Below are 20,703 nucleotides of genomic sequence, written 5' to 3'. Positions count from 1 at the left end.
GCTATGTCAACGGCCGGATCGAACCGAACGGTTCAGTATTATAACATTAGAGAGATGTCATGTCCTCGAACACGCCCGCCACCGCCGAAGTCCGTCCTTTCCCCAACGCCAAGGTTGCCCCGGCGACGGAAGCACCCGATGTGCATGTCCAGCCGGCAGTCGCACCGCCGCCGGAGGCTGAAGCTCCGGCCAAGAACAAGCGCTCGGTACGCTCTTTCCTGCTGCCGATCATCGGCCTTGCCCTCTTGAGCGGCGGCGCCTGGTACGGCTATGACTACTGGACCACCGGTCGCTTCATGATCTCGACTGACGATGCTTATGTCCAGGCCGACATGTCGTTTGTCTCGCCAAAAATTTCCGGCTATGTCGATCAGGTTCTGGTCAGCGAGAACCAGCAGGTGAAGGCCGGCGATCCGCTGCTGACGATCGATGCCGGCGATTACAAGATCGCCGTTGCCCAGGCCGAGGCGCAGATCGCCACACTGGCCAAGACGCTCGACCGCATCGACGCGCAGACCAAGGCCGCGCAGGCCTCCCTGCAGCAGGCACAGGCGCAGAAGGTCGCCGACCAGGCCGCCGCTGACAATGCCGGCCGTGCCCAGCAGCGCGCCGCGCAACTGGTCAAGACGCATGTCGGCACGCAGGCACAGCTGGACGACGCCCAGACCGCGCTCGACCAAGCCAAGGCCGCGCTCGTCGGCGCCGATGCGCAGATCGCAGCCGCGCAGGCCAATATCGGCGTACTCGAGGCGCAGCGCGCAGAATCCGCCAGCACACTGGCATCGCTGCAGCTCGGCCGCGACAAGGCCGCGCGCGATCTCTCCTTCACCGTGCTCAAGGCGCCGTATGACGGCGTCGTCGGCAACCGCTCCGTCGAACAGGGCGATCTGGTCAGCCCCGGCCAGAAGCTCGCCGTGGTCGTGCCGATGGACAAGCTTTATATCGTCGCCAATTTCAAGGAGACGCAGCTTGCGCGGCTCGTGCCTGGCGAAAAGGTCAACATCTCGGTCGACGCCATTGATGGCCGCCCCATCCAGGGGACCGTCTCCTCGCTGGCGCCGGCGTCAGGCGCGGTGTTCTCGCTGCTGCCGCCGGAAAACGCGACCGGCAACTTCACCAAGGTGGTGCAGCGCGTGCCGGTCCGCATCGAGGTGCCGGCCGACGCGCTGAAAACCGGCAAGCTGCGCGCCGGCTTGAGCGTCGTCGTCGCCGTCGATAGCCGCACCGCGCCTGCCGCGACCAGTAACTAATCGCTTTTCGGAGGGCGGCTTGGTGGCTGATTGAAGCACCGAGCCGCCCGGCCTGCCTCAAGGAGGCTCAGGACATGGCAACCGCAACCATCACCGCAGGATCGCCGCCGGCGATACCGGCCGCGCCCGACACCATCTCGACCCGACGCGTCATCGCCTTCCTCGCGATGGTGTTCGGCATGTTCATGGCGATCCTGGATATCCAGATCGTCTCGGCCTCGCTGGCCGAGATCCAGGCCGGCCTCAGCGCCAGCTCCGACGAGATACCGTGGGTGCAGACGGCCTATTTGATCGCCGAGGTGGTCATGATCCCGCTGTCGGGCTTCCTCAGCCGGATGCTGTCCACGCGCGTGCTGTTCACCGTCGCGGCCGCCGGCTTCACCGCGGCCAGCGCCCTTGCCGCGACCGCCACCAACATCGACCAGATGATCGTCTACCGCGCCGTGCAGGGTTTCATCGGCGGCGGCATGATCCCGAGTGTCTTTGCGGCGGCCTTCACCATCTTCCCGCCCTCGCGCCGCGCCATCGTCTCGCCGATGATCGGCCTGGTGGCGACGCTGGCGCCGACCATCGGCCCGACCGTCGGCGGCTATATCAGCCACGCCTTTTCATGGCACTGGCTGTTCCTGGTCAATGTCGTGCCCGGCATTCTGGTCGCGACCGCGGCCTGGTCGCTGATCGATTTCGACAAGCCCAATCTCAAGCTGTTCTCGAAGTTCGACTGGTGGGGCCTCGCCGGCATGGCCGCCTTCCTCGGCTGCATGGAATATGTGCTCGAGGAGGGTCCGAACAACGACTGGCTGCAGGACCAGGCCGTGTTCATCTGCGCCATCGTCATGACCATCGGCGCGGTGATCTTTTTCTGGCGTGTCTTCACGGCCGAGGAACCGATCGTCGACCTCAAAGCCTTCAGCAACATAAATTTCGCCTTCGGCTCGCTGTTTTCCTTCGTCATCGGCATCGGCCTCTATGGCCTGACCTATCTCTACCCGGTCTTCCTCGGGCGCATCCGCGGCTACGATTCGATGATGATCGGCGAAGCGCTGTTCGTCAGCGGTCTGGCCATGTTCTTCACCGCGCCCATCTCCGGCATCCTGTCGAGCAAGATGGATCTGCGGCTGATGATGATGATCGGCCTGTTCGGCTTCGCCACCGGCACCTGGTGGATGACGCATCTGACCGCCGACTGGGACTTTTACGAGCTGCTCATCCCGCAGATCCTGCGCGGCTGCTCGATGATGCTGTGCATGGTGCCGATCAACAATATCGCACTCGGCACCTTGCCGCCGGACCGGTTGAAGAACGCGTCCGGACTGTTCAACCTCACCCGCAACCTTGGCGGCGCGGTCGGTCTTGCCATCATCAACACCGTGCTGATCGATCGCAATGCCTTCCACTATGCCCGGCTCTCCGAGCATGTGCAGTGGGGCAGTGCCGCCGCGCAGACCAAGCTGCAGAACATGACGCTCAATTTCGAGCAGACCACCGGCCTGGATGCCACAAGCGCGGCGATCTCCAAGCTGTCGGGCATGGTCCACCAGCAGGCGGCGCTCCTGTCTTTCATGGATGTGTTCTATCTGCTGACCGTACTGTTCGGGACGCTGGGCTTCTTCACCATGCTGATCAGGAAGCCGGGCGCGCCCGGTGGTGGCGGCGGCGGGCACTGAAGCAAAGAAAAAGTGGGCAGCGGTTTCGGGAAGCTCCTCCAGTCCACGCCCGAAAAGCTCTGACCACGCAAAAAACTCCGGGCCGCAAAGCCCGGAGTTTTTTATTGCCTTGATATCGTCAGGCGGTCGCCGGCTTGAAGGTCAGCGCCACGCCATTGATGCAGTGGCGCAAGCCGGTCGGCGCCGGACCGTCGTCGAAGACATGGCCGAGATGGCCGCCGCAGCGGCGGCAATGCACTTCGGTGCGGGTCATGCCCAGCGACCGGTCCTCGGTCTTGCCGATGCCATTGGCGATCTCCTGCCAGAAGCTCGGCCAGCCGGTGCCGGAATCGAATTTCGTCTCCGATGGGTAGACCGGCAGGTCGCAGCCGGCGCAGGCGAAGATGCCCTTGCGGTGTTCGTTGAGCAGCGGGCTGGTGCCTGGATACTCCGTGCCTTCCTTGCGCAGCACGTCGAAGGCGGCCGGCGACAGGATGGCTTTCCATTCGTCGTCTGTCTTGGTGATCTCGAATTTCTCGGCGGCTTGTGCGGCCTGCGGGCTGCCCATGCGCAGCATCGTTGCCGCGGCCCCTAGGACGCCGATAGCGGCGGCACCACTCAAAAGAAAGTCGCGACGGTTCATGACCAATTCCTCCTGTCGTCTGTTTTGCCAAACTATGCCGCCGCCCGAAAGTCAAAAGCCGGTGACGGTTGCCCCCAAAACGAGACTCCGCGCCGTACACGGTTGACCGTGGGCGGCAGGGAGCATTCGTGTCGATTGCGGAGCAGGGGAGCGAGACGACGCGATCGACGGAGGGCTCTTGCAGCGGGTTCGTCCGCGGCAAGCTCCTTGTTACATTTTCGGCTCCATCACGTTTTCGGGAGCAGAACCCTGTCCGAACGGGTCGATCAGATGCCCTTCAAATCGCCTGCGGCGACGACGGGGCCGGTCGGCTGGCCGGTCGGCGAGCCTCCGGCAGGCTCAAGGCTGACGGCCAGCACGGCGCCCCGCGCGAGTTTCTGCTGCACCGCCGGCGCAACGGTCACATGCGCGGTCTGGCCGGCCGCGATGACGCCCATCGAGACCGGAGCATTCTTGCCCTCGATCATCCACAGCTCGAAGTCCTTGCCGGCGGCGCGCTCGCCGGAGACGAGAGAGAGACCGACATCGTGGCGGGCAGCGTCGTAGACGGCCAGATATTTGACGTCGCTGCCCTCGGCCGCAAGCGAGGCGACAAGGCGCGTCTGCGGCTGTGCGGCCGGTGGGTTGAGGTAGGGGACGGCGATGTAGAGCGCCAGAGCAGCGACAGCCGCCGCCGCAAGGCCGCGCCAGAAGGCGAGGCTGGACCACAGGCCGGCGGGTGCTTGAGGTGACGTAGCCGATGTCGACGAGAACAGCCGGCGATCGATCGCCGGCTTCACCGAAGCCGGCGGCTCGATTTCCGGATAGGCTGCGGCCAGCGACGACAGGCGAACTTCCCAATCGTCGACGAGCCGCGCGAAATCGGCTTCGGAATCGATGCGCCTGGATGCTATCTGCCGCTCTTCCGCCGACAGTACGCCAAGAACGTATTCGGCGGCGAACAGGTCGTCGCCCCCACGTTCCGGTCCGTTGTCCTCTGCCAGCGTCATCTTTCCAGACATTCTCTGAGTTTCATCAGGCTGCGGCGCAGCCAGGTACGCATCGTATTCAACGGCACGCCGTGGCGTTCCGCCAGTTCGGCATAGCTTTCGCCCTTGAGGTAAGCACCGCGGACGGCCGCCGCACGGTCCGTTTCCAATTCATCGAGACAGTGGTGGATGCGTCCGAATTCATCGCCCGCCACCGCCATCGCTTCAGGTCCCGGCGCCGGATCGGCCACCTCGAGCGCGGCATCTATATCGACGGCAGGCTTGCGCCGCGCCCTGATGCGATCGATCGCATGATTGCGCGCTATTGCCACCAGCCAGGAGATCGGGCTCAGATCGGAGACAGCAAAACGGTCCGCCTTCGTCCAAATCTTGACGAAGACTTCCTGCAGCGCTTCTTCCGCATCTCCCCGGTCGTTCAATACACGAAGGCAAACGCCGAAAAGTTTCGCACTGGTCTGCCGGTAGAGCAGGTCGAATGCGGCCCGATCCTTCATCGAAGTCCGGACGATCAGCTTAGTGATGTCCTGCGGCGTCATGCGCGCCAAATTAGGCAAAAGCGTTGTATTTGCAACGACGGAAATATTCCGCGCCCCTAAAGTTTGGGCGTCCGCACACGTGCCTCGGGGCAGTGTCCCAGTTTGAAATTCAAAATTGGCAATCGCATTTGAGGCGATGACCCCGACATGCTAGGCTTTTAGCGGAAAGCAACGGAGATTTGTCATGGGGTTGGTGGTCGCCAAACCTGAGGATGTCGCACCTGCCTTTGCCGATGCTTGGAACAGACATGACATGGACGACTTCGCAGCGTTGTTTGCCGACGACGCTAATTTTGTCAATGTCGTGGGCATCCGGTGGAAGAACCGCACCGAGATCGAAAGGGCGCACCGCGCAACTCATGAAACCATCTTTCGTGACAGCCGATTGGAGGGTGTTATCTCGTCGGTTGTTGAATTATCCTCCGGCCTTGCATCCGTGCACTATACATGGATCCTGACCGGCGCATCCACTCCGGACGGCTCATCCGCCGGAACACGAGAAGGCATTCTGCTTCTGGTTGTGAAGGAAGAACAATCGGGCTGGCGGATAAAGGTTGCCCAGAACACCGACATCGTTCCGGGGGCGATTGCTCCCCCTCCCACCGCTAGAAGATAGCCGTCTTACAAAAAGTCGCCGCTCAAATTCCAAACTGAGACACTATTGGCCTGGATTGCCAAGGGAATCGCCGCTGGCTAGCTTGGCGGACGTGGGGGGCGGGCATGTCGGTCGAACGGATCCTGTGGGAAGAAGACGCAACCGGTCTTGCCGGTCTGGTGCGCAAGGGTGAACTGTCGGCGATCGAGTTGACCGAGGCGGCGATCGCCCGTGCCGAGGCCACCCGCCCCGAAATCAATGCAACGGCAGAGCCACTCTATGAGTCCGCACGGACCCGCGCGAAGAGCATCGACCGTTCCTTGCCGCTGGCCGGCGTGCCCTTTGCCATCAAGGATCTCGGCATCGCCATCAAAGGGGTGCCGTCGCATAGCGGCAGCCGCATTCCGGCCTGGGTGCCCGATTTCAACTCGGTGATGACCGAGCGCTATCTCGCGGCCGGGCTGATCCCGATCGTCACCTCGACGTCGCCCGAGCACGGGCTGCGGCTGATGACCGAATCCAAAGCCTTCGGCATCACCCGCAATCCCTGGAATACCGGCCACACCACCGGCGGCTCATCGGGCGGTTCGGCAGCGCTGGTCGCCGCCGGCGTCGTGCCGGTGGCGCACGCCTCGGATGGCGGCGGCTCGATCCGCGTGCCGTCGGCCTGCAGCGGGCTTGTCGGCCTCAAGACCTCGCGCGGCCGCATCCCGCTGTCGCCGCTGGTGAGCGAAAGCTGGTACGGCATGGTCGTCGATCACGCCGTCACCCGCTCGGTGCGCGACTGCGCACTGCTGCTCGACCTCACCCATGGTCCAGACACGCTGGCGCCTTATGCCGCGCTGCCGCCAAAGGGCACATTCGCTGCGGCTGCCGCGCGCGATCCCGGCAAGCTCAGGCTGGCGGTGTACCGCAAGTCGCCGCTTGGCCTGCCGATTTCGGCCGAGACGCTCAGGGCGCTCGACATTGCCGTGGCGCTCGCCCGTGAAGGCGGCCATTCGGTCGAGGACATCGAGCTGCCCTTCATCGGCCGTGATTTCTTCGCCGACTTCTGCACCACGGTCGCCTCCGCCGTCGCCGGCTCGTTGCGGTCCGAAGCGCTGCGCGTCGGCCGTTCCGTGACGGGCGACATAGAGCGCGCCACGCGGGTGCTCGGCCGGTTGGGCGAAATGATCTCGGCCGGCGAGACCTATGCCGGCCTGCAGCGGCTGCACGCCGCCTCGCGGCAACTGATCGAGGAGACCGCGCGCTATGATGCGGTGCTGATGCCTGTCATCGCGCACCCGCCGCTCGCCTGCGGTGCCATGGATCCCAAAAGCGCCGATGAACTGATCGAAAACCTGCTCGACAAGCTTCACCTCACCTCCTTGCTCAAGATCAAACCTCTGTTCGGCCAGCTGATGGACAAGAGCCTTTGGTTCACGCATTGGCCCGCGATCCACAATGTCAGCGGCCAGCCGTCGATCGCGCTCCCCGTCCATGTCACGGATGCCGGCCTGCCGCTCGGCATCCAGGCCGCCGGCCGCCCGGGTGACGAGGAAACGCTTTTGTCGCTCGCCGCGCAGATGGAGAAGATCTCGGGCTGGCTGACACGGCGGGCGCCGCTGATGGTGCCGTCATAATGACGACATCGTGAACCGCTCGAATATGACAGCAATGCCATTTGCGGCTCGCGTCAATTGCCGCTAAGACGCCGCCGTCTCCACCTGATGCATGTCGCCCAAAAGTGCCCAGCGGTTTGGGACAACGACATGCATAGAACCAGAAGCCAGGGAACCACGCCGATGACGGACGTTGCCGCCACCGCCGAAATGCAGGCCGCCCTCTTGTCGCGCGCGCTGCCCTACATGCAGCGCTACGAGCACAAGACGGTCGTGGTGAAATATGGCGGCCATGCCATGGGTGATCTCGAACTCGGCAAGGCCTTCGCGCGCGACATCGCGCTGCTGAAGCAATCCGGCGTCAACCCGATCGTCGTCCATGGCGGCGGCCCGCAGATCGGCGCCATGCTGGCCAAGATGGGGATCGAATCCAAATTCGAGGGCGGCCTGCGCGTCACCGACCAGAAGACGGTCGAGATCGTCGAGATGGTGCTGGCCGGTTCGATCAACAAGGAGATCGTCGCGCTGATCAATGCCGAGGGCGAATGGGCGATCGGCCTGTGCGGCAAGGACGGCAACATGGTGTTCGCCGAAAAGGCGCGCAAGACCATGATCGACCCCGATTCCAACATCGAGCGGGTGCTCGATCTCGGCTTCGTCGGTGAACCGGTCGAGGTCGACCGTACGTTGCTCGACCTTCTGGCACGCTCCGAAATGATCCCGGTGCTGGCGCCGGTGGCGCCCGGCCGCGACGGCCACACCTACAACATCAACGCCGACACTTTCGCCGGCGCCATTGCCGGTGCCTGCAAGGCCTCGCGCCTCCTGTTCCTCACCGACGTGCCGGGCGTGCTCGACAAGGACAAGAAGCTGATCGACGAACTGACGGTCGCCGAGGCCAGGGCGCTGATCAAGGACGGCACGGTCTCGGGCGGCATGATCCCAAAGGTCGAGACCTGCATCGAGGCCATTGAGCGCGGCGTCGAAGGCGTCGTCATCCTCAACGGCAAGACGCCGCATTCGGTGCTGCTGGAACTTTTCACCGAACACGGCGCCGGCACACTGATCGTGCCCTGATATTTTGCCCTTCGGCGCCTGGCGTCCTCAGTCCGGCAGAGCGGCGACGGCCACGATCTCGATGACGAGATCGGGATGCGCAAGTGCTGCAACCCCGATCACTTCCGATGGCGGCGGATTGTTGTAGCTGCAGTGCTTCGGGCAGTGCTCGGCGAAGAATTCGTCCATGACGTCCAGCCGGAAGTTGGGCGAGCTCAGCGCGCCGCCGTCTGGAAACGGCCCTTTGACGTACTGTGTGATCTTGACGAGATATTCGAGCGAACTGCCGAGTTCTTCCAGGTCCGATTTGATGTTCTCCAATATGGATCGCCATTGCGTCGCCGCGTCGCCAACGGCGCCACCCTTGCCGCTCGACGGGTCATAGTTCTCTGCCGTGCCCGTATTGCCGGCAAGGAAGACATATCCCTTGGCGCCGGTCACGACGGTGCCTTTGCCCCAAGGCATAAGCCGGCCGCCTTTCATCTTCTTATGCGTGACAAGGTCCATCGCTTCCTCCTGCCAGTCACCATCGTCCGATCGCTGGAAATTAGCGCGTGCACCGCTGGCGGCCAGGCGGGACGGGTCAGGCCGGCAGCGGCGAGATGCGAAAGGCACGCTGCTCGGGCGCCACATGCAGCACGGCGGCAGGCACCGTTGCAGGTCTCTTCGACGGACGCTGGAAGACCATCGATTCCTCCTCGGCGTCCTGCGGCGCGCCCCAGAATTCGGCGAGCGTCGGGCCGCCTTTCACCCGGTGGTCTGTCACCAGAAAACCCCAGACTTCGCGGAACCAGACACGGCGGCCCATTTTTGTGTACCAGCGCATCGAATGCCGCTGCTCGGGGTCGGGATGGAACAGGATGCGCGCCAGCGCCTTCGGCCGCGACTGCACCGCCAGTTCGATCAGCTTGACCGAAAAGAACAGCATCCACGGCTTGAGCCGGCTCATGTGCAGCACCTGGTGCTTGTAGTCCCACAGGCGGGCGTCCCTTTGGATGATCCTGCGGTCGCGAGCGATGCGGAAGAACGGCGTCCACCGATGCGGCGTCACATAGAGCGCCTGGATCTGGTCCGGGTCATAAGCGATGAGTTGGCGAAAGCCGCGCCAGAGATCGCGGAACCCCTCATCCTCGAAGCCGGCCACCCAGGTCGCCATCGACAGGATGCCGTGCCTTCGCAGCAGCCGTATCGCCTCGCGATCGGACGAGGTGCTGCCGCCCTTGCGGATCAATTGCAAGGTCTGCTCGTCGGTGTTTTCCATCCCGAGCAACCAGCGGATGACGCCGGCCTTGCGGTAAAGGTGCAGCATGTCGGCGTCGCGCACGATGTCGTCGGCGCGAGTCGAACCGACGATCAGCACCGGCACGTCCTCGGCGATCATCGCCTCCAGGAAAGCGCGCCAGGCCTTCTTCGAGACGGTCGGGTTCTCGTCGGCGAGGTTGATCAGCTCGACGCCGTGCTGGCGGTGCAGCCAGGCGATCTCCTTGGCGAACTTGACGGGGTCGCGATGCCGCCAGCGGGTCCAGAAACCGCGCTGGCCGCAATAGTTGCACAGATGCGGGCAGCCGCGCGAAAACTGCATGACCACTGCGCGCTTGCCGCCCCAGTAACTGTATCTGCGGTGGTCGATCAGTTCCCAACCGACGCGGTAGGCGTCGAGGTCGGCGATGGTCATCGCCGCTTGCGTGGCGAAAGGACGATTGAGATCGTCGCGATAGGCGATGCCGGCAACGCTTGCCGGCGGCTGGCGCATTTCCATCGCCTCGACCAGCGCCACCACGGTCGCCTCGCCCTCGCCGCGCACGATGAAGTCGAAAACGTCCGTTTCGGCGAGGATGTCGCGCCAGTGATAGGTCGGGAACACGCCGCCGTAGAGGATGATCGTCGCCGGTTCGCGCGCCTTGATCATCCCCGCGATCAACAAGGCGGTCGGGTGCGCCGAGGTCGATCCGGAATGGCCGATCAGGACGAAGTCGGGGCAGTCCTTCAGGGCTTCCGCGACGACCGAGGCGAGCGGCATCGGCCCGAACTCGGCATCGACGAGCCGCACCTCGTGGCCGGCGTCGATCAGCGGGCCGCCGATCGCCAGAAGACCAAGCGGCGGCAAATGATCGTCGGGCACGCGGCTGCCGATGGCTGTGTGCGGCGGATTGATCAGGACGATGTTCATGGCGGACCTCCAGGGAGTTGGTCCGCGCATGCTGGCCGGCGATAGTGCCGCCCGATTGGCCCGTTTCAGCAGTTTGCTTGCAGCTTTTCCGCAAAAACGAGGAATAGCATCAGCGTCTGAGATGCGCGAGCGGCACGTGGCCGGGTCCCTTGATGTTCTGCAGCACCAGTTGCGTGTGGACGTCGCGCACGCCGTCGAGCCGCATCAGCCGGTGCATGACGAAGGCGTTGAGCTCGTCGACCGACGGCACCATGACATGCAGCAGGAAGTCATGGTCGCCGGTCATCGTCCAGCACGACGACACCTCGTCCATGCGCTGCACCGCGGCGATGAAGCTTTCGGGCGAGCCGTCGCTATGGCTAACGAGGCGCACCTGGATGAACACCTCGACCATCAAGCCGACCGCGCGGCGGCTAATCATTGCGGCAAATCCCTTGATGATGCCGGCTTCCTGCAACGCTTCGAAGCGCCGCGCGCAGGGCGTGGTGGAGAGGCCGATCTCCTGCGCCAGCTCGGAGACGGGCTTGCGCCCGTCGCGTTGCAGGACATCGAGCATCCTGATTTCGAAATCGTCGAATTGAGGCATTTTTACTCCTCTCATGCGGATTATGAGTGAATGTTATCCCGAATATGGCGAGCGGTCCATCATCAAAACCGATTTGCCTCGGCAGATCCGGTTACGCTCCGCGTACGTTAGCCATTGATGCTTTGCGAGGAGAAAAACCATGACGACGATGAGCGTTGCCGAATATGCCCGCGACTGCGCGGCGCAGGGGTTGCGTGGTGACTACTCGGTATGCCGCGCCGATTTTACCGTGGCGCAGGGTTATGACTATTCGGCCGAGGAGCAGGCGGTGTGGCGCACGCTGTGCGACCGCCAGACCAAATTGACGCGCAAGCTCGCCCACCACTCCTACCTCGATGGCGTCGAGAAGCTCGGCCTTCTCGATCGCATCCCCGATTTCGAGGACGTCAGCGCCAAGCTGGGCAAGCTGACCGGCTGGGAAATAGTCGCCGTGCCCGGCCTCATTCCGGCCGCCCCCTTCTTCGATCACCTCGCCAACCGCCGCTTCCCGGTCACCAACTGGCTGCGCACCAGGCAGGAACTCGATTACATCGTCGAGCCGGACATGTTCCATGACTTCTTCGGCCATGTGCCGGTGCTGTCGCAGCCGGTGTTCGCCGACTTCATGCAGATGTATGGCAAGAAGGCCGGCGACATCATCGCGCTCGGCGGCGACGAGATGATCACCCGGCTCTACTGGTACACGGCCGAATACGGCCTGATGCAGGAGGCTGGCCAGCCGCTGAAGGCGTTTGGCGCCGGGCTGATGTCATCGTTTACCGAGTTGCAGTTCGCGGTCGAGAGCACGGAGGCCCACCATGTGCCGTTCGACCTGGAGACGGTGATGCGCACCGGCTACGAGATCGACAAATTCCAGCGCGCCTATTTCGTGTTGCCGTCCTTCGACGCCTTGCGCGATGCCTTCCAGACCGCGGATTTCGAGGCGATCGTCGCGCGCCGCAAGGGCCAGCCGGCGCTCGATCCGGCGACGGTCTAGTCCGACTGCATGGCGGCCCCGGTTGGCGGAGCGTTCTCCTCCGCCGCCGGGACATCCCGCCACCTCCTACAATGCGTAGATGGTCCGGTTGAACTTCGTCTCCATCACCACATGGGAAGCGGTTTTGATGACGCCGCCGATTTCATTCAGCGCATTCACCTCCCGGTTCAGCTTCTCGAGCGTCTCGGCGGCAAGGTGGATGATCAGGTCCCATTCGCCGGTTATGGCGTAGACCGCCTGGATCGAAGGCATCGCCTTGATCTTTCTGGAGACGTCCGGATAGCTCTTGTTGTTCAGGGCGGCGAGCGTGAAACAGTGGACGGCGTTCTGGGCCGCCGCCTTGGTCAGCCGCACGGTATAGCCTTCGATGATGCCGCCGGCCTCCAGCTTCTGGATCCGCTCCTGCAACGCTGTCCGCGATACGCCGAGCTGACGTGCAAGTGACGCGACCGGCTCACGCGCATTCTTCTGCATCAGCGCGAGCAGCTGACGATCCTTCTCGGTCAATTCCACAAACAAATCCTCTCGCTCGATCCGCGCTGCAACCATCACACCCGCCGCGCGATCCTATCGGCTGAACAGCCCCCGCGACAATCCGGAAGACTGGCCGGCGCGGACGGAACAAAGCGAACATATCCGGCACTTTGCCGTCTCAAGGCACGCAATGACTGCGCGACCGCCATAATCCCGCATTTCGCCGGGTAGAACCCTTCCTTTTGCGACCTGACTGTCTGGGGTCACAAACGCCGGTCCATCAGGGGAACCAGCTTCGGCTGTGGTGGGCACAAACCGAAACCGGTCCACGTTGAAGCTGTGGCTGAAAGCGCTGAGATCCGACGTCAAGCATCCTATCAGTTTCAACCACAAGGGAGGGATAACTTTGAAAAAGCTACTCGATTTAGCCGTTCTTGCCGCCGCGACATTCGCGATCACAACGGCTGCCATGGCCGGGGAAACCCTGGACCGCGTCACGTCGAAAAAGGCGATGGTCATCGCCACCAACGCGGCCTGGCCACCACAGAGCTTTCTCAACGACAGCAACGAACTCGCCGGTTTCGACATCGATGTCTCGCGCGAGATCGGCAAGCGCCTTGGTGTCGAGGTCTCGTTCGAAACGCCCGATTGGGCGACGCTGACCGGCGGGCGCTGGCAGGGACGCTACGACCTCGGCGTCGGATCGGTGACGCCGACGAAAGCCCGTTCCAAGGTGATCGACTTTGTCGGCATCTATTATTACAGCCCCTATGTCTACGTCCTGCACAAGGACAGCGGCGCGAAATCGGTCACCGATCTCAACGGCAAGATCATCGGCGTCGAGACGGCCACCACCTCGGAGGATTTCATCCGCCGCAAGCTCGAAATCGACGCACCCGGCCTGGCTCCCATCGAATACAAGCTCGAGCCGGGCGAGATCCGCACCTATGCGGATTCCATGCTTCCCTTCGATGACCTGCGGCTTGGCGACGGCGTGCGCCTGAACGCCGTGATCGCCCCGGAGCAGACGGCGCAGAATGCCATCAAGAACGGCTATCCCGTGAAGATCCTGGAAGGCGAGTACGCCTTCCGCGAGCCGCTCGTCGTCATCGCCGAGAAGAAGGATCCCGAGTGGACCGCAAAGGTCGCGGGCATCATCACCGGGATGAAGACGGACGGCACGCTCGCCGCGCTGACCACGAAGTGGTACGGCAAGGACTACAGCGCCAAGTAAAGTCATTCCGCCGGCTGTCCCTCGGCAGCCGGCGGCGTCACCAAACGCATGCCCCTCACCGCAAAGTCATCGATGGCCTATCCGGACACCTATTACGCCCGCACTCTGACCGACCGGAAGACGAGGCCTCCGCTGCAAGGCGAGGCGCAATGTGACGTGGCCGTCGTCGGCGCCGGACTGGCCGGGCTGACGACGGCGCTGCAGCTGGCGCGCGCCGGACTGCACGTCGCCGTGCTGGAAGCCCAGGTCGTCGGTTTCGGCGCTTCGGGCCGCAATGGCGGTTTCGTCACGCCCGGCTTCGCCACCGGCGGCGGCAATATCGCCGCACGGGTCGGCGGGGAGGCGGCGCGCGACCTGCATCGGCTGTCGATCGAAGGCGTGGAATTCGTGCGCGACACCATCGAGACGCTCGGAATATCGGCCGCCCTGCCGCGTGCCGGCCTGCTCAGCGTCTTGCGCTATGACGACGGCGATGCGCTGAAGGCCTATGCCGACCAGATGGCCCGCGACCATGGCTATGAACTTCAGTATCTCGATGGAGAAGACGTCCGTGCGGTGCTGAAGTCCGTCCGTTACCACCAGGGCCTGCGCGACCCGAACGCCTTTCACATCCATCCGCTGAACTATCTGCGTTGCCTGGCTGACGAGATCGAGCGCCTGGGTGGCAAAATCCATGAAAGCTCGGAGGTCGTAGAATGCGATCTCTCGGGGTCGCAAAAGATGCTTCGCACCAGACAGGGCACGCTTCGGGCACCCCAGATCGTGCTCGCGACCGGCGGCTACACCGGCCCGGTGTTCGGCCAGCTCTACCGCGCCTTTCTGCCCATCGCGACCTATGTGATGGTTTCCGAGGCGGCTCCCCGCCTCATTGCGCAAGCCGTCGCCACCACGGATGCCGTCGGTGACAACAGGCGGGCCGGTGACTATTATCGCCTGGTCGAGGGCGGCAATCGCCTTTTGTGGGGCGGGCGCATCACCACGCGCGCCGCTTCCGCCGACGCGCTGGCGCACGAGTTGCGCCGTGAGATGGTCGGCACCTACCCGCAGCTTGCCGGCCTCAGGACCGAGCTGGCCTGGTCCGGGCTGATGTCCTACGCCCGGCATCTGATGCCCCAGATCGGAGAGCTGCGCTCAGGCGTCTGGTACTGCACCGCTTTCGGTGGCCACGGCCTCAACACCACGGCGATTGCCGGAAAAATTGTCGCGGAGGGCATTCTGGGCGTTTCCGACCGGTACCGGCAGTTCGCGCCGTTCGGACTGAGCTGGGCCGGCGGCGCCGCCGGCCTGGCCGCCGCGCAGCTCACCTACTGGAAACTGCAGGCGCAGGACTGGTGGCGGGAACGCCGCGCCACCGCCAAGGACAAGGTGACGGCATGATCGGCAGGCTGATGCTCTCCTATCCAGGGCTTGTTCGCCACGCGGCGGCGGCGCTTTTTCCGGCGCTGCTGGCCGCGGCCCTCTACGCCATGGGTATCAAGTCGAGCTGGATCGGCTCGTTGATGCCGCTTGCATCCGACTGGTTGCATGCCAACCCAGCCCTGTCGCGCGCCCTCTCGGCCGTGTTGATCGCGCTCCTGGTGCTGGTGAACTGCAAGCTGCTGCTGCTCCTGCCCCGACGCCAGCAGATCGCCGGCGTCTGGATCGAGCTGTTCGCGCTGCTGATGCTGTTCTTCTATTCCTTCGACCTCTCCTTTGCCTTCATCGCCAGGAAGGTCGGCTTCCTGATCACCCAGGGCGTCACCACGACGCTTTACATTTCGGCGATCTCAATCCTTATCGCGACCTTGATCGCGCTGGTCGGCGCCATCGCCAAACTGACTGGCAACGGCATCGTTTACGGACTGGCCACCTTCTACACGTCGCTGTTTCGTGGCCTGCCGTTGCTGATGCAGATCTACATCATCTATCTCGGCCTGCCGCAGGTCGGCTACGTGATCGGCGCGGTGCCGGCTGGCATCGTGGCGCTGTCGCTGTGTTATGGCGCCTACATGACCGAGATCTTCCGCGCCGGCATCGAAAGCATTCCGCGCGGCCAAAGCGAAGGCGCAACGGCGCTCGGCCTGAGTCCGGGCCAGACCATGGCGCTGGTCATCCTGCCGCAGGCCATGCGCGTCATCATTCCGCCGACCGGCAACCAGTTCATCGCCATGTTGAAGGATTCCTCGCTGGTATCGGTCGTCGGCGTCTGGGAGATCATGTATCTCGCCCGCACGATGGGTCAGACGGAGTTCCGTCACATCGAGATGCTGATCACCGCCTCGATGATCTACTGGGTCCTATCGATCGCGCTAGAATTCGGCCAAGCCTATCTCGAACGGCGCTTCGGCCGATCGGAACGCTAGGCGGTTGACGATTCAAATCGGCGCGATTGCGGCGCCTCGGCCTTCAGCCGCACAAGCTGGTCGCGTTGCAGATCGAGCGCGGCGGTGACGAAGCGCCGAATGGTGGCAAGCTCGGCGTCGCTGAATGAGGCAATGACCTTTTCACCCTCCTGCGCGACGGCGCCGTAATAGCGCGCCGACAACTCCCGTGTTGCCTCCGTTGCCTCGATGACCACCTTGCGCCTGTCCTCGAGGCTGCGCGTGCGCGTCAACAGGCCGCGCGCCTCCAGCCGATCGATCAGCGCCGTCACCGCTGCCGGTGTCAGCCCGGTCGCGGTGGCGATCGCACCGGCCGATTGCGGGCCGCCATGGAGCAGGCCGATGCAATGGCGCTCAGCCATGTTGAGGCCGAGTCTCGCCCCCACCGCCTCGTCATAGGCCTGCGTCGCGTCCTGCCACTGCATGATGGCAAGGCCGATCGCGGTGGCCAGTTCGGTGCGATCTCCGCTTGACGAATTTGTTTCGATCATCTAATTATCAACCTGTCTAACATTTAGACTGTTATAGCAATATGCGGCCGCGGCTTGCTATAGGCAAGGGTCGTCCGCCAACGAGGAGTGGAAAATGAGCCCGATCCAACGGCATGCGCCTCTCTCGCATGAGGAAGAGTTCAAATATGCCAAGCTGGCGATGGAATGGTATGGCTGGGGCTCGCCCATCGGCGTCGGCACCCTGCTGGTGTCGCTGGCAGCCGCCGCCGTACTGATGCGCATCGCCGTCTACGGCCTGTAATGATGGCTGTCGCCGCCATCGAGGCATTGCCGGTCGCCATCAATGGCGCCGGCATCGCCGGGCTGGCTCTTGCGCCATGCTTCGTCGGCAAACAGTTGGCGTCTGCCTACTCCAGGCACGATCGCGCGAAGCCTCTAGCGAAGGTGCGTTCCTCACCCTGGCGCCCACCATTGAGGACGCCGTGTTGTGGCCGCCTGCCTCGTTGCGACGGCCGACGGGCATTAGTGATCAGTCACGCGGCGGCCGAGATATCCGTGCCCAGGATCGTCAGGTTGCGGCCCGCATGCTTGGCCTGGTAGAGACGCCGGTCCGCAGCGCGCATCAGCTCCGATACGTTGACATCCTCGCCGCAGACGGTGCCGCCTATGCTGACCGTCAACGGGATGGTTCGTTCATCGACAGGCCGGAAGCGGATCAGCTCGACCTCGCGGCGGATCCGTTCGGCAACGCGCTTGGCCTCCTGTTCCGTGGCTCCGGTCAAAAACGCGCCGAACTCCTCGCCGCCGATGCGGCCGAGCACGTCACCGCTGCGCACGCCGCGCTCGATGGCGCTGGCGATCAACAGCAGCGCGTCGTCACCGGTCAGGTGGCCGAAATTGTCATTGATCGTCTTGAAATGATCGGCGTCGATGATCAGCAGCGCGCCGCGGTCGGACTTGCGCCGGGAGCCGTCCAGCGCGGCAAAGAAGCTTTCCCGGTTGAGCATGCCGGTCATGTCGTCGCGGCTCGCCTTTTCCGCCAGGCGGCGGTGCGCTGCGGCGAGTTGGGCATGGGCACGGGCAAGTTCGCGATGGGCGTTCTTCAGCCTGTCGCTCTGCCAGAACGTGCCGGCGCATGCCGTCCAGGCAAGGACCAGCGGACAGAGTGTCGATGTCAGCCAGATCGTGCGGGTGACCGGGAATCCCATGGCTGGAACGATGATCAACGTCAGCAGGAGAGAGGCCGCGACGGAGGCGAAGGCGATGGCGGCGGCTTTGAGAATAATGCTGTTCATCGCAGGCTCCCCACAGGACTGTCTCTGTGCCAGCAAGCCCTGAAGGCTATCTTTCCGGGATGCATAAAATTTGAATCGTGTGGCTATTTCTGCAACTTCAACGCGCAGAAGTTGTGGATAAAGTCCCTTTCAGAATCCCTGTTTCATGCCATAAGGAGCGCATGACCACGCTTCCCGACCCCGCCCGCTTCGCCCATGTCACCGACTGGGTATTCGACCTCGACAACACGCTCTATCCGCACCACTCGAATCTGTTCTCGCAGATCGACGTCAAGATGACCGCCTATGTCGGGGAACTGCTGGCGCTGCCGCGCGAGGAGGCGCGCAAGCTGCAAAAGGAGCTGTATCGCGAATACGGCACGACGCTGAACGGGCTGATGACGCGCCACGGCATCGATCCCGACGACTTCCTCGAGAAGGTCCATGACATCGATTATTCGTGGCTGGTGCCCGATCCCGTTCTCGGCACCGCCATCCGCCAGCTTCCCGGCCGCAAGTTCATCTTCACCAATGGCGACCGCAGACACGCCGAGCGCACCGCGCGCCAGCTCGGCATCCTCGAGCATTTCGATGACATCTTCGATATCGTCGCCGCCGGCCTCAACCCCAAGCCGGCGCGCCAGACCTACGAGAAGTTCGCAGAACTGCACGCCGTCACCGGCCACAATGCGGTGATGTTCGAGGATCTCGCCCGCAACCTTTCCGTGCCGAAGTCGCTTGGGATGACTACGGTTCTCGTGGTGCCGCGCAATTTCGAGCCGACCTTCTCGGAAATCTGGGAACGCGACCCGGCCAACGAGGATGACGTCGATTTCGTCACCGACGATCTCGCCACGTTCCTCACGACCATAATCGTGAGTGAGTGAGGAATTGAGGGATTGAGGAATTGGTCAGGACGCCCCAGTTCCTATTCATTTCCCCACTTCCTCATTTCCCTGCTCCCGCAATTCTTATTCCCCTAGCTTGTAGAAGCGGTTGATGATGCTCCAGGCTTCGTCGGCTGTGTCGACGAAATCGATGATGTCCTGGTCGCCCGGGCTGATGGTGCCTTGCTCGGCGAGGAAGTCGAGGTCGATCGCCCGCTTCCAGAAGGATTTGCCGAACAGGATCACCGGCACGCGCTCCATGCGCCCGGTCTGGATCAGCGTCAGCGTCTCGAAGAACTCGTCCATCGTGCCGAAGCCGCCGGGAAACACCGCCACGGCCTTGGCGCGCATGACGAAGTGCATCTTGCGGATGGCAAAATAGTGGAAGTTGAAACAGAGCTCCGGCGTGACATAGGGGTTCGGTGCCTGCTCGTGCGGCAACACGATGTTGAGCCCGATCGACGGCGCGCCGACATCGGCGGCGCCGCGGTTTCCCGCCTCCATCACGCCAGGCCCGCCGCCGGTCACCACGACATATTCGCGATAATATGACGTGGCCGACTGCTGCGAGCAGAGGCGGGCGAATTTGCGCGCCTCTTCGTAATATTTGCTGTTTTCCTCGAGGTTCTTCTTCTGCGTCTCGTTCTTGGCGGCCCAGGCCTCGCCGCCCGGTTCGGGCAGGCGCGCGCCGCCGAACAGGATCACCGTCGAACGGATGCCGCGCTCGGCCAGGATCATTTCCGGCTTCAGCAGTTCCAGTTGCAGCCTGACCGCTCGCAATTCGCGCCGCGTCATGAAGTCGGGATCGTTCCAGGCCAGGCGGTAGGTTTCGGCCCGCGTCTGCGGCGTGTCCGGCACGCTTTTCGACCGCTCCAGATCCTCGTCCGAATGCGGCAGCGGCGTCCATCCCGCCTTTTCCATGGGAGTCATCGAATCCACCCGTCCATTCCTTTACTTGCGTCGTCCCGTGACGCAGCCGCGATTGACCCCCATTGAGCCTTAACATAGGGTCCGCGCGACTTTTAAACAGGTTAAGGCGCAGCCCCTTAACAGCTTGGTAATGGAGCAAATTCATGTCGAAGCCCGATCTGGCGAGCCTCGAAAAGACCATCGACAGGGCCTTTGAGGAACGCGACGCCATTTCGACCGCGACCCGCGGCGAGGTGCGCGACGCCATCCAGTCGGCACTCGACCTACTCGACCGCGGCACCGCCCGCGTCGCCGAGCGGCAGGCCGACGGCAGATGGCACGTCAACCAGTGGCTGAAGAAGGCCGTGCTGCTCTCCTTCCGGCTCAATCCGATGGAGATCATCAAGGGCGGCCCCGGCGAGGCCGTGTGGTGGGACAAAGTGCCGTCCAAGTTCGACGGCTGGAGCGCCGTCGATTTCGAGAAGGCGGGCTTCCGCGCCGTGCCGTCATCGATCGTGCGCCGTTCAGCCTATGTCGCGCCCGGCGCCGTCTTGATGCCGTCCTTCGTCAATGTCGGCGCCTATGTCGATAGCGGCACCATGGTCGATACCTGGGCTTCGGTCGGCTCCTGTGCCCAGATAGGCAAGAATGTCCACCTTTCGGGCGGCGTCGGCATCGGCGGCGTGCTGGAGCCGATGCAGGCCGGCCCCACCATCATTGAGGACAATTGCTTCATCGGCGCGCGTTCCGAGGTGGTCGAGGGCTGCATCGTGCGCGAAGGCTCGGTGCTCGGCATGGGCGTCTTCATCGGCCAGTCGACCAAGATCGTCGACCGCGCCACCGGCGAGGTCTTCTACGGCGAGGTGCCGCCGAATTCCGTTGTCGTCGCCGGATCGATGCCGGGCAAGGCGTTTCCAAACAACGAACCGGGCCCAGGCCTCTATTGCGCCGTCATCGTCAAGCGGGTCGACGCCAGGACCCGGTCCAAGACCTCGATCAACGAATTGCTGCGCGATTGATCTTTCAGCCGGGCAGGTGCACCTTCCGCCGGCGCGACGATCGGTC

22 protein-coding genes are annotated in these 20,703 nt (G+C 63.4%); 12 read left to right on the top strand and 10 right to left on the bottom strand.

Features of this window, described 5'->3' with window-relative positions; genetic code table 11:
* Positions 1 to 59 precede the first annotated feature (59 nt).
* Both FJ434_RS03875 and FJ434_RS03870 read left to right on the top strand, forming a co-directional pair.
* On the top strand, positions 60 to 1,250 hold the full coding sequence (locus FJ434_RS03875) for an HlyD family secretion protein (protein WP_140748848.1): 1,191 nt from the start codon (positions 60 to 62) through the stop codon (positions 1,248 to 1,250).
* A gap of 74 nt (positions 1,251 to 1,324) precedes the next feature.
* Positions 1,325 to 2,917, top strand: a complete 1,593-nt coding sequence (locus FJ434_RS03870; protein WP_140508406.1) for a DHA2 family efflux MFS transporter permease subunit — start codon at positions 1,325 to 1,327, stop codon at positions 2,915 to 2,917.
* 118 nt (positions 2,918 to 3,035) lie between these two features.
* Here the strand turns inward: FJ434_RS03870 and msrB are convergent, their stop codons facing one another.
* The 3 genes from msrB to FJ434_RS03855 form a co-directional block, all read right to left on the bottom strand.
* Entirely contained in the window at positions 3,036 to 3,539 is a 504-nt protein-coding gene (gene msrB / locus FJ434_RS03865; protein ID WP_140508404.1) for a peptide-methionine (R)-S-oxide reductase MsrB, read from the bottom strand.
* Positions 3,540 to 3,805: 266 nt separating this feature from the next.
* The gene (locus tag FJ434_RS03860) at positions 3,806 to 4,528 is read right to left on the bottom strand and encodes an anti-sigma factor (protein ID WP_140508442.1); all 723 of its coding nucleotides are present in this window, start codon (positions 4,526 to 4,528) and stop codon (positions 3,806 to 3,808) included.
* Positions 4,525 to 5,064: a sigma-70 family RNA polymerase sigma factor gene (locus tag FJ434_RS03855; protein WP_027143843.1), complete on the bottom strand. Its 540-nt coding sequence runs from the start codon at positions 5,062 to 5,064 to the stop codon at positions 4,525 to 4,527. Before FJ434_RS03855 ends, FJ434_RS03860 begins: the two co-directional genes overlap by 4 nt.
* A gap of 184 nt (positions 5,065 to 5,248) precedes the next feature.
* Here FJ434_RS03855 and FJ434_RS03850 point away from each other — a divergent pair, with 184 nt between their 5' ends.
* From FJ434_RS03850 to argB, 3 genes are all read left to right on the top strand, one after another.
* Positions 5,249 to 5,680 (top strand): SgcJ/EcaC family oxidoreductase, encoded by a 432-nt coding sequence (locus FJ434_RS03850; RefSeq protein ID WP_140508403.1) that lies wholly within the window; start codon positions 5,249 to 5,251, stop codon positions 5,678 to 5,680.
* Positions 5,681 to 5,784: 104 nt separating this feature from the next.
* Positions 5,785 to 7,281, top strand: a complete 1,497-nt coding sequence (locus tag FJ434_RS03845; RefSeq protein ID WP_140748845.1) for an amidase — start codon at positions 5,785 to 5,787, stop codon at positions 7,279 to 7,281.
* Positions 7,282 to 7,443: 162 nt separating this feature from the next.
* Positions 7,444 to 8,337, top strand: coding sequence for an acetylglutamate kinase (argB, locus tag FJ434_RS03840; protein WP_027143840.1), 894 nt, complete (start codon positions 7,444 to 7,446; stop codon positions 8,335 to 8,337).
* Positions 8,338 to 8,364: 27 nt separating this feature from the next.
* Here the strand turns inward: argB and FJ434_RS03835 are convergent, their stop codons facing one another.
* The 3 genes from FJ434_RS03835 to FJ434_RS03825 form a co-directional block, all read right to left on the bottom strand.
* Positions 8,365 to 8,823 (bottom strand): RidA family protein, encoded by a 459-nt coding sequence (locus tag FJ434_RS03835; protein ID WP_140508400.1) that lies wholly within the window; start codon positions 8,821 to 8,823, stop codon positions 8,365 to 8,367.
* A 76-nt stretch (positions 8,824 to 8,899) separates the two neighbouring features.
* Positions 8,900 to 10,486: a magnesium-protoporphyrin IX monomethyl ester anaerobic oxidative cyclase gene (gene bchE, locus FJ434_RS03830; protein ID WP_140748842.1), complete on the bottom strand. Its 1,587-nt coding sequence runs from the start codon at positions 10,484 to 10,486 to the stop codon at positions 8,900 to 8,902.
* A 109-nt stretch (positions 10,487 to 10,595) separates the two neighbouring features.
* Positions 10,596 to 11,072 (bottom strand): Lrp/AsnC family transcriptional regulator, encoded by a 477-nt coding sequence (locus FJ434_RS03825; RefSeq protein ID WP_027143838.1) that lies wholly within the window; start codon positions 11,070 to 11,072, stop codon positions 10,596 to 10,598.
* Positions 11,073 to 11,211: 139 nt separating this feature from the next.
* Here FJ434_RS03825 and phhA point away from each other — a divergent pair, with 139 nt between their 5' ends.
* Entirely contained in the window at positions 11,212 to 12,048 is an 837-nt protein-coding gene (phhA, locus tag FJ434_RS03820; RefSeq protein ID WP_140748839.1) for a phenylalanine 4-monooxygenase, read from the top strand.
* A gap of 66 nt (positions 12,049 to 12,114) precedes the next feature.
* Here the strand turns inward: phhA and FJ434_RS03815 are convergent, their stop codons facing one another.
* Positions 12,115 to 12,561: an Lrp/AsnC family transcriptional regulator gene (locus FJ434_RS03815; protein ID WP_198028776.1), complete on the bottom strand. Its 447-nt coding sequence runs from the start codon at positions 12,559 to 12,561 to the stop codon at positions 12,115 to 12,117.
* Positions 12,562 to 12,991: 430 nt separating this feature from the next.
* Between FJ434_RS03815 and FJ434_RS03810 the strand changes: the two genes are divergently transcribed.
* The 3 genes from FJ434_RS03810 to FJ434_RS03800 all read left to right on the top strand — a co-directional run bounded on the left by FJ434_RS03810 (position 12,992) and on the right by FJ434_RS03800 (position 16,098).
* Positions 12,992 to 13,756, top strand: coding sequence for a transporter substrate-binding domain-containing protein (locus tag FJ434_RS03810; RefSeq protein ID WP_246678304.1), 765 nt, complete (start codon positions 12,992 to 12,994; stop codon positions 13,754 to 13,756).
* A 72-nt stretch (positions 13,757 to 13,828) separates the two neighbouring features.
* Entirely contained in the window at positions 13,829 to 15,133 is a 1,305-nt protein-coding gene (locus FJ434_RS03805) for an FAD-binding oxidoreductase (RefSeq protein WP_140749030.1), read from the top strand.
* A complete protein-coding gene (locus FJ434_RS03800; protein ID WP_140716238.1) occupies positions 15,130 to 16,098 on the top strand; it encodes an amino acid ABC transporter permease in 969 nt (322 codons plus the stop codon). Before FJ434_RS03805 ends, FJ434_RS03800 begins: the two co-directional genes overlap by 4 nt.
* On the opposite strand, the gene FJ434_RS03795 is transcribed toward FJ434_RS03800, so the two are convergent.
* Complete coding sequence (locus tag FJ434_RS03795) at positions 16,095 to 16,607, bottom strand: MarR family transcriptional regulator (protein WP_140748833.1); 513 nt, start codon at positions 16,605 to 16,607, stop codon at positions 16,095 to 16,097. The two genes, FJ434_RS03800 and FJ434_RS03795, sit on opposite strands and share 4 nt — an antisense overlap.
* 94 nt (positions 16,608 to 16,701) lie before the next feature.
* Here FJ434_RS03795 and FJ434_RS29660 point away from each other — a divergent pair, with 94 nt between their 5' ends.
* A complete protein-coding gene (locus FJ434_RS29660) occupies positions 16,702 to 16,869 on the top strand; it encodes a hypothetical protein (protein WP_181165945.1) in 168 nt (55 codons plus the stop codon).
* 232 nt (positions 16,870 to 17,101) lie between these two features.
* On the opposite strand, the gene FJ434_RS03790 is transcribed toward FJ434_RS29660, so the two are convergent.
* On the bottom strand, positions 17,102 to 17,863 hold the full coding sequence (locus tag FJ434_RS03790; protein WP_140748831.1) for a GGDEF domain-containing protein: 762 nt from the start codon (positions 17,861 to 17,863) through the stop codon (positions 17,102 to 17,104).
* A 161-nt stretch (positions 17,864 to 18,024) separates the two neighbouring features.
* Here FJ434_RS03790 and FJ434_RS03785 point away from each other — a divergent pair, with 161 nt between their 5' ends.
* Positions 18,025 to 18,729, top strand: a complete 705-nt coding sequence (locus tag FJ434_RS03785) for a pyrimidine 5'-nucleotidase (protein ID WP_140508386.1) — start codon at positions 18,025 to 18,027, stop codon at positions 18,727 to 18,729.
* 84 nt (positions 18,730 to 18,813) lie between these two features.
* On the opposite strand, the gene FJ434_RS03780 is transcribed toward FJ434_RS03785, so the two are convergent.
* Positions 18,814 to 19,659 carry an LOG family protein gene (locus FJ434_RS03780; RefSeq protein WP_140508385.1) on the bottom strand — a complete coding sequence of 282 codons (846 nt, stop codon included), beginning with the start codon at positions 19,657 to 19,659 and terminating at the stop codon, positions 18,814 to 18,816.
* A 143-nt stretch (positions 19,660 to 19,802) separates the two neighbouring features.
* Here FJ434_RS03780 and dapD point away from each other — a divergent pair, with 143 nt between their 5' ends.
* Entirely contained in the window at positions 19,803 to 20,657 is an 855-nt protein-coding gene (gene dapD, locus FJ434_RS03775) for a 2,3,4,5-tetrahydropyridine-2,6-dicarboxylate N-succinyltransferase (RefSeq protein WP_140748829.1), read from the top strand.
* Positions 20,658 to 20,703 lie beyond the last annotated feature (46 nt).

The organism is Mesorhizobium sp. B2-5-13 (assembly GCF_006440535.1).
In the GTDB taxonomy this organism is placed as follows: domain Bacteria; phylum Pseudomonadota; class Alphaproteobacteria; order Rhizobiales; family Rhizobiaceae; genus Mesorhizobium; species Mesorhizobium salmacidum.
This window is presented reverse-complemented; position numbering and strand designations above follow the sequence as displayed.

Coding starts and splice junctions, on each gene's coding strand:
- FJ434_RS03875 (WP_140748848.1), top strand. CDS start 60: ATGTCCTCGAACACGCCCGCCACCGCCGAAGTCCGTCCTTTCCCCAAC.
- FJ434_RS03870 (WP_140508406.1), top strand. CDS start 1,325: ATGGCAACCGCAACCATCACCGCAGGATCGCCGCCGGCGATACCGGCC.
- msrB (WP_140508404.1), bottom strand. CDS start 3,539: ATGAACCGTCGCGACTTTCTTTTGAGTGGTGCCGCCGCTATCGGCGTC.
- FJ434_RS03860 (WP_140508442.1), bottom strand. CDS start 4,528: ATGACGCTGGCAGAGGACAACGGACCGGAACGTGGGGGCGACGACCTG.
- FJ434_RS03855 (WP_027143843.1), bottom strand. CDS start 5,064: ATGACGCCGCAGGACATCACTAAGCTGATCGTCCGGACTTCGATGAAG.
- FJ434_RS03850 (WP_140508403.1), top strand. CDS start 5,249: ATGGGGTTGGTGGTCGCCAAACCTGAGGATGTCGCACCTGCCTTTGCC.
- FJ434_RS03845 (WP_140748845.1), top strand. CDS start 5,785: ATGTCGGTCGAACGGATCCTGTGGGAAGAAGACGCAACCGGTCTTGCC.
- argB (WP_027143840.1), top strand. CDS start 7,444: ATGACGGACGTTGCCGCCACCGCCGAAATGCAGGCCGCCCTCTTGTCG.
- FJ434_RS03835 (WP_140508400.1), bottom strand. CDS start 8,823: ATGGACCTTGTCACGCATAAGAAGATGAAAGGCGGCCGGCTTATGCCT.
- bchE (WP_140748842.1), bottom strand. CDS start 10,486: ATGAACATCGTCCTGATCAATCCGCCGCACACAGCCATCGGCAGCCGC.
- FJ434_RS03825 (WP_027143838.1), bottom strand. CDS start 11,072: ATGCCTCAATTCGACGATTTCGAAATCAGGATGCTCGATGTCCTGCAA.
- phhA (WP_140748839.1), top strand. CDS start 11,212: ATGACGACGATGAGCGTTGCCGAATATGCCCGCGACTGCGCGGCGCAG.
- FJ434_RS03810 (WP_246678304.1), top strand. CDS start 12,992: ATGGCCGGGGAAACCCTGGACCGCGTCACGTCGAAAAAGGCGATGGTC.
- FJ434_RS03805 (WP_140749030.1), top strand. CDS start 13,829: ATGGCCTATCCGGACACCTATTACGCCCGCACTCTGACCGACCGGAAG.
- FJ434_RS03800 (WP_140716238.1), top strand. CDS start 15,130: ATGATCGGCAGGCTGATGCTCTCCTATCCAGGGCTTGTTCGCCACGCG.
- FJ434_RS03795 (WP_140748833.1), bottom strand. CDS start 16,607: ATGATCGAAACAAATTCGTCAAGCGGAGATCGCACCGAACTGGCCACC.
- FJ434_RS29660 (WP_181165945.1), top strand. CDS start 16,702: ATGAGCCCGATCCAACGGCATGCGCCTCTCTCGCATGAGGAAGAGTTC.
- FJ434_RS03790 (WP_140748831.1), bottom strand. CDS start 17,863: ATGAACAGCATTATTCTCAAAGCCGCCGCCATCGCCTTCGCCTCCGTC.
- FJ434_RS03785 (WP_140508386.1), top strand. CDS start 18,025: ATGACCACGCTTCCCGACCCCGCCCGCTTCGCCCATGTCACCGACTGG.
- FJ434_RS03780 (WP_140508385.1), bottom strand. CDS start 19,659: ATGACTCCCATGGAAAAGGCGGGATGGACGCCGCTGCCGCATTCGGAC.
- dapD (WP_140748829.1), top strand. CDS start 19,803: ATGTCGAAGCCCGATCTGGCGAGCCTCGAAAAGACCATCGACAGGGCC.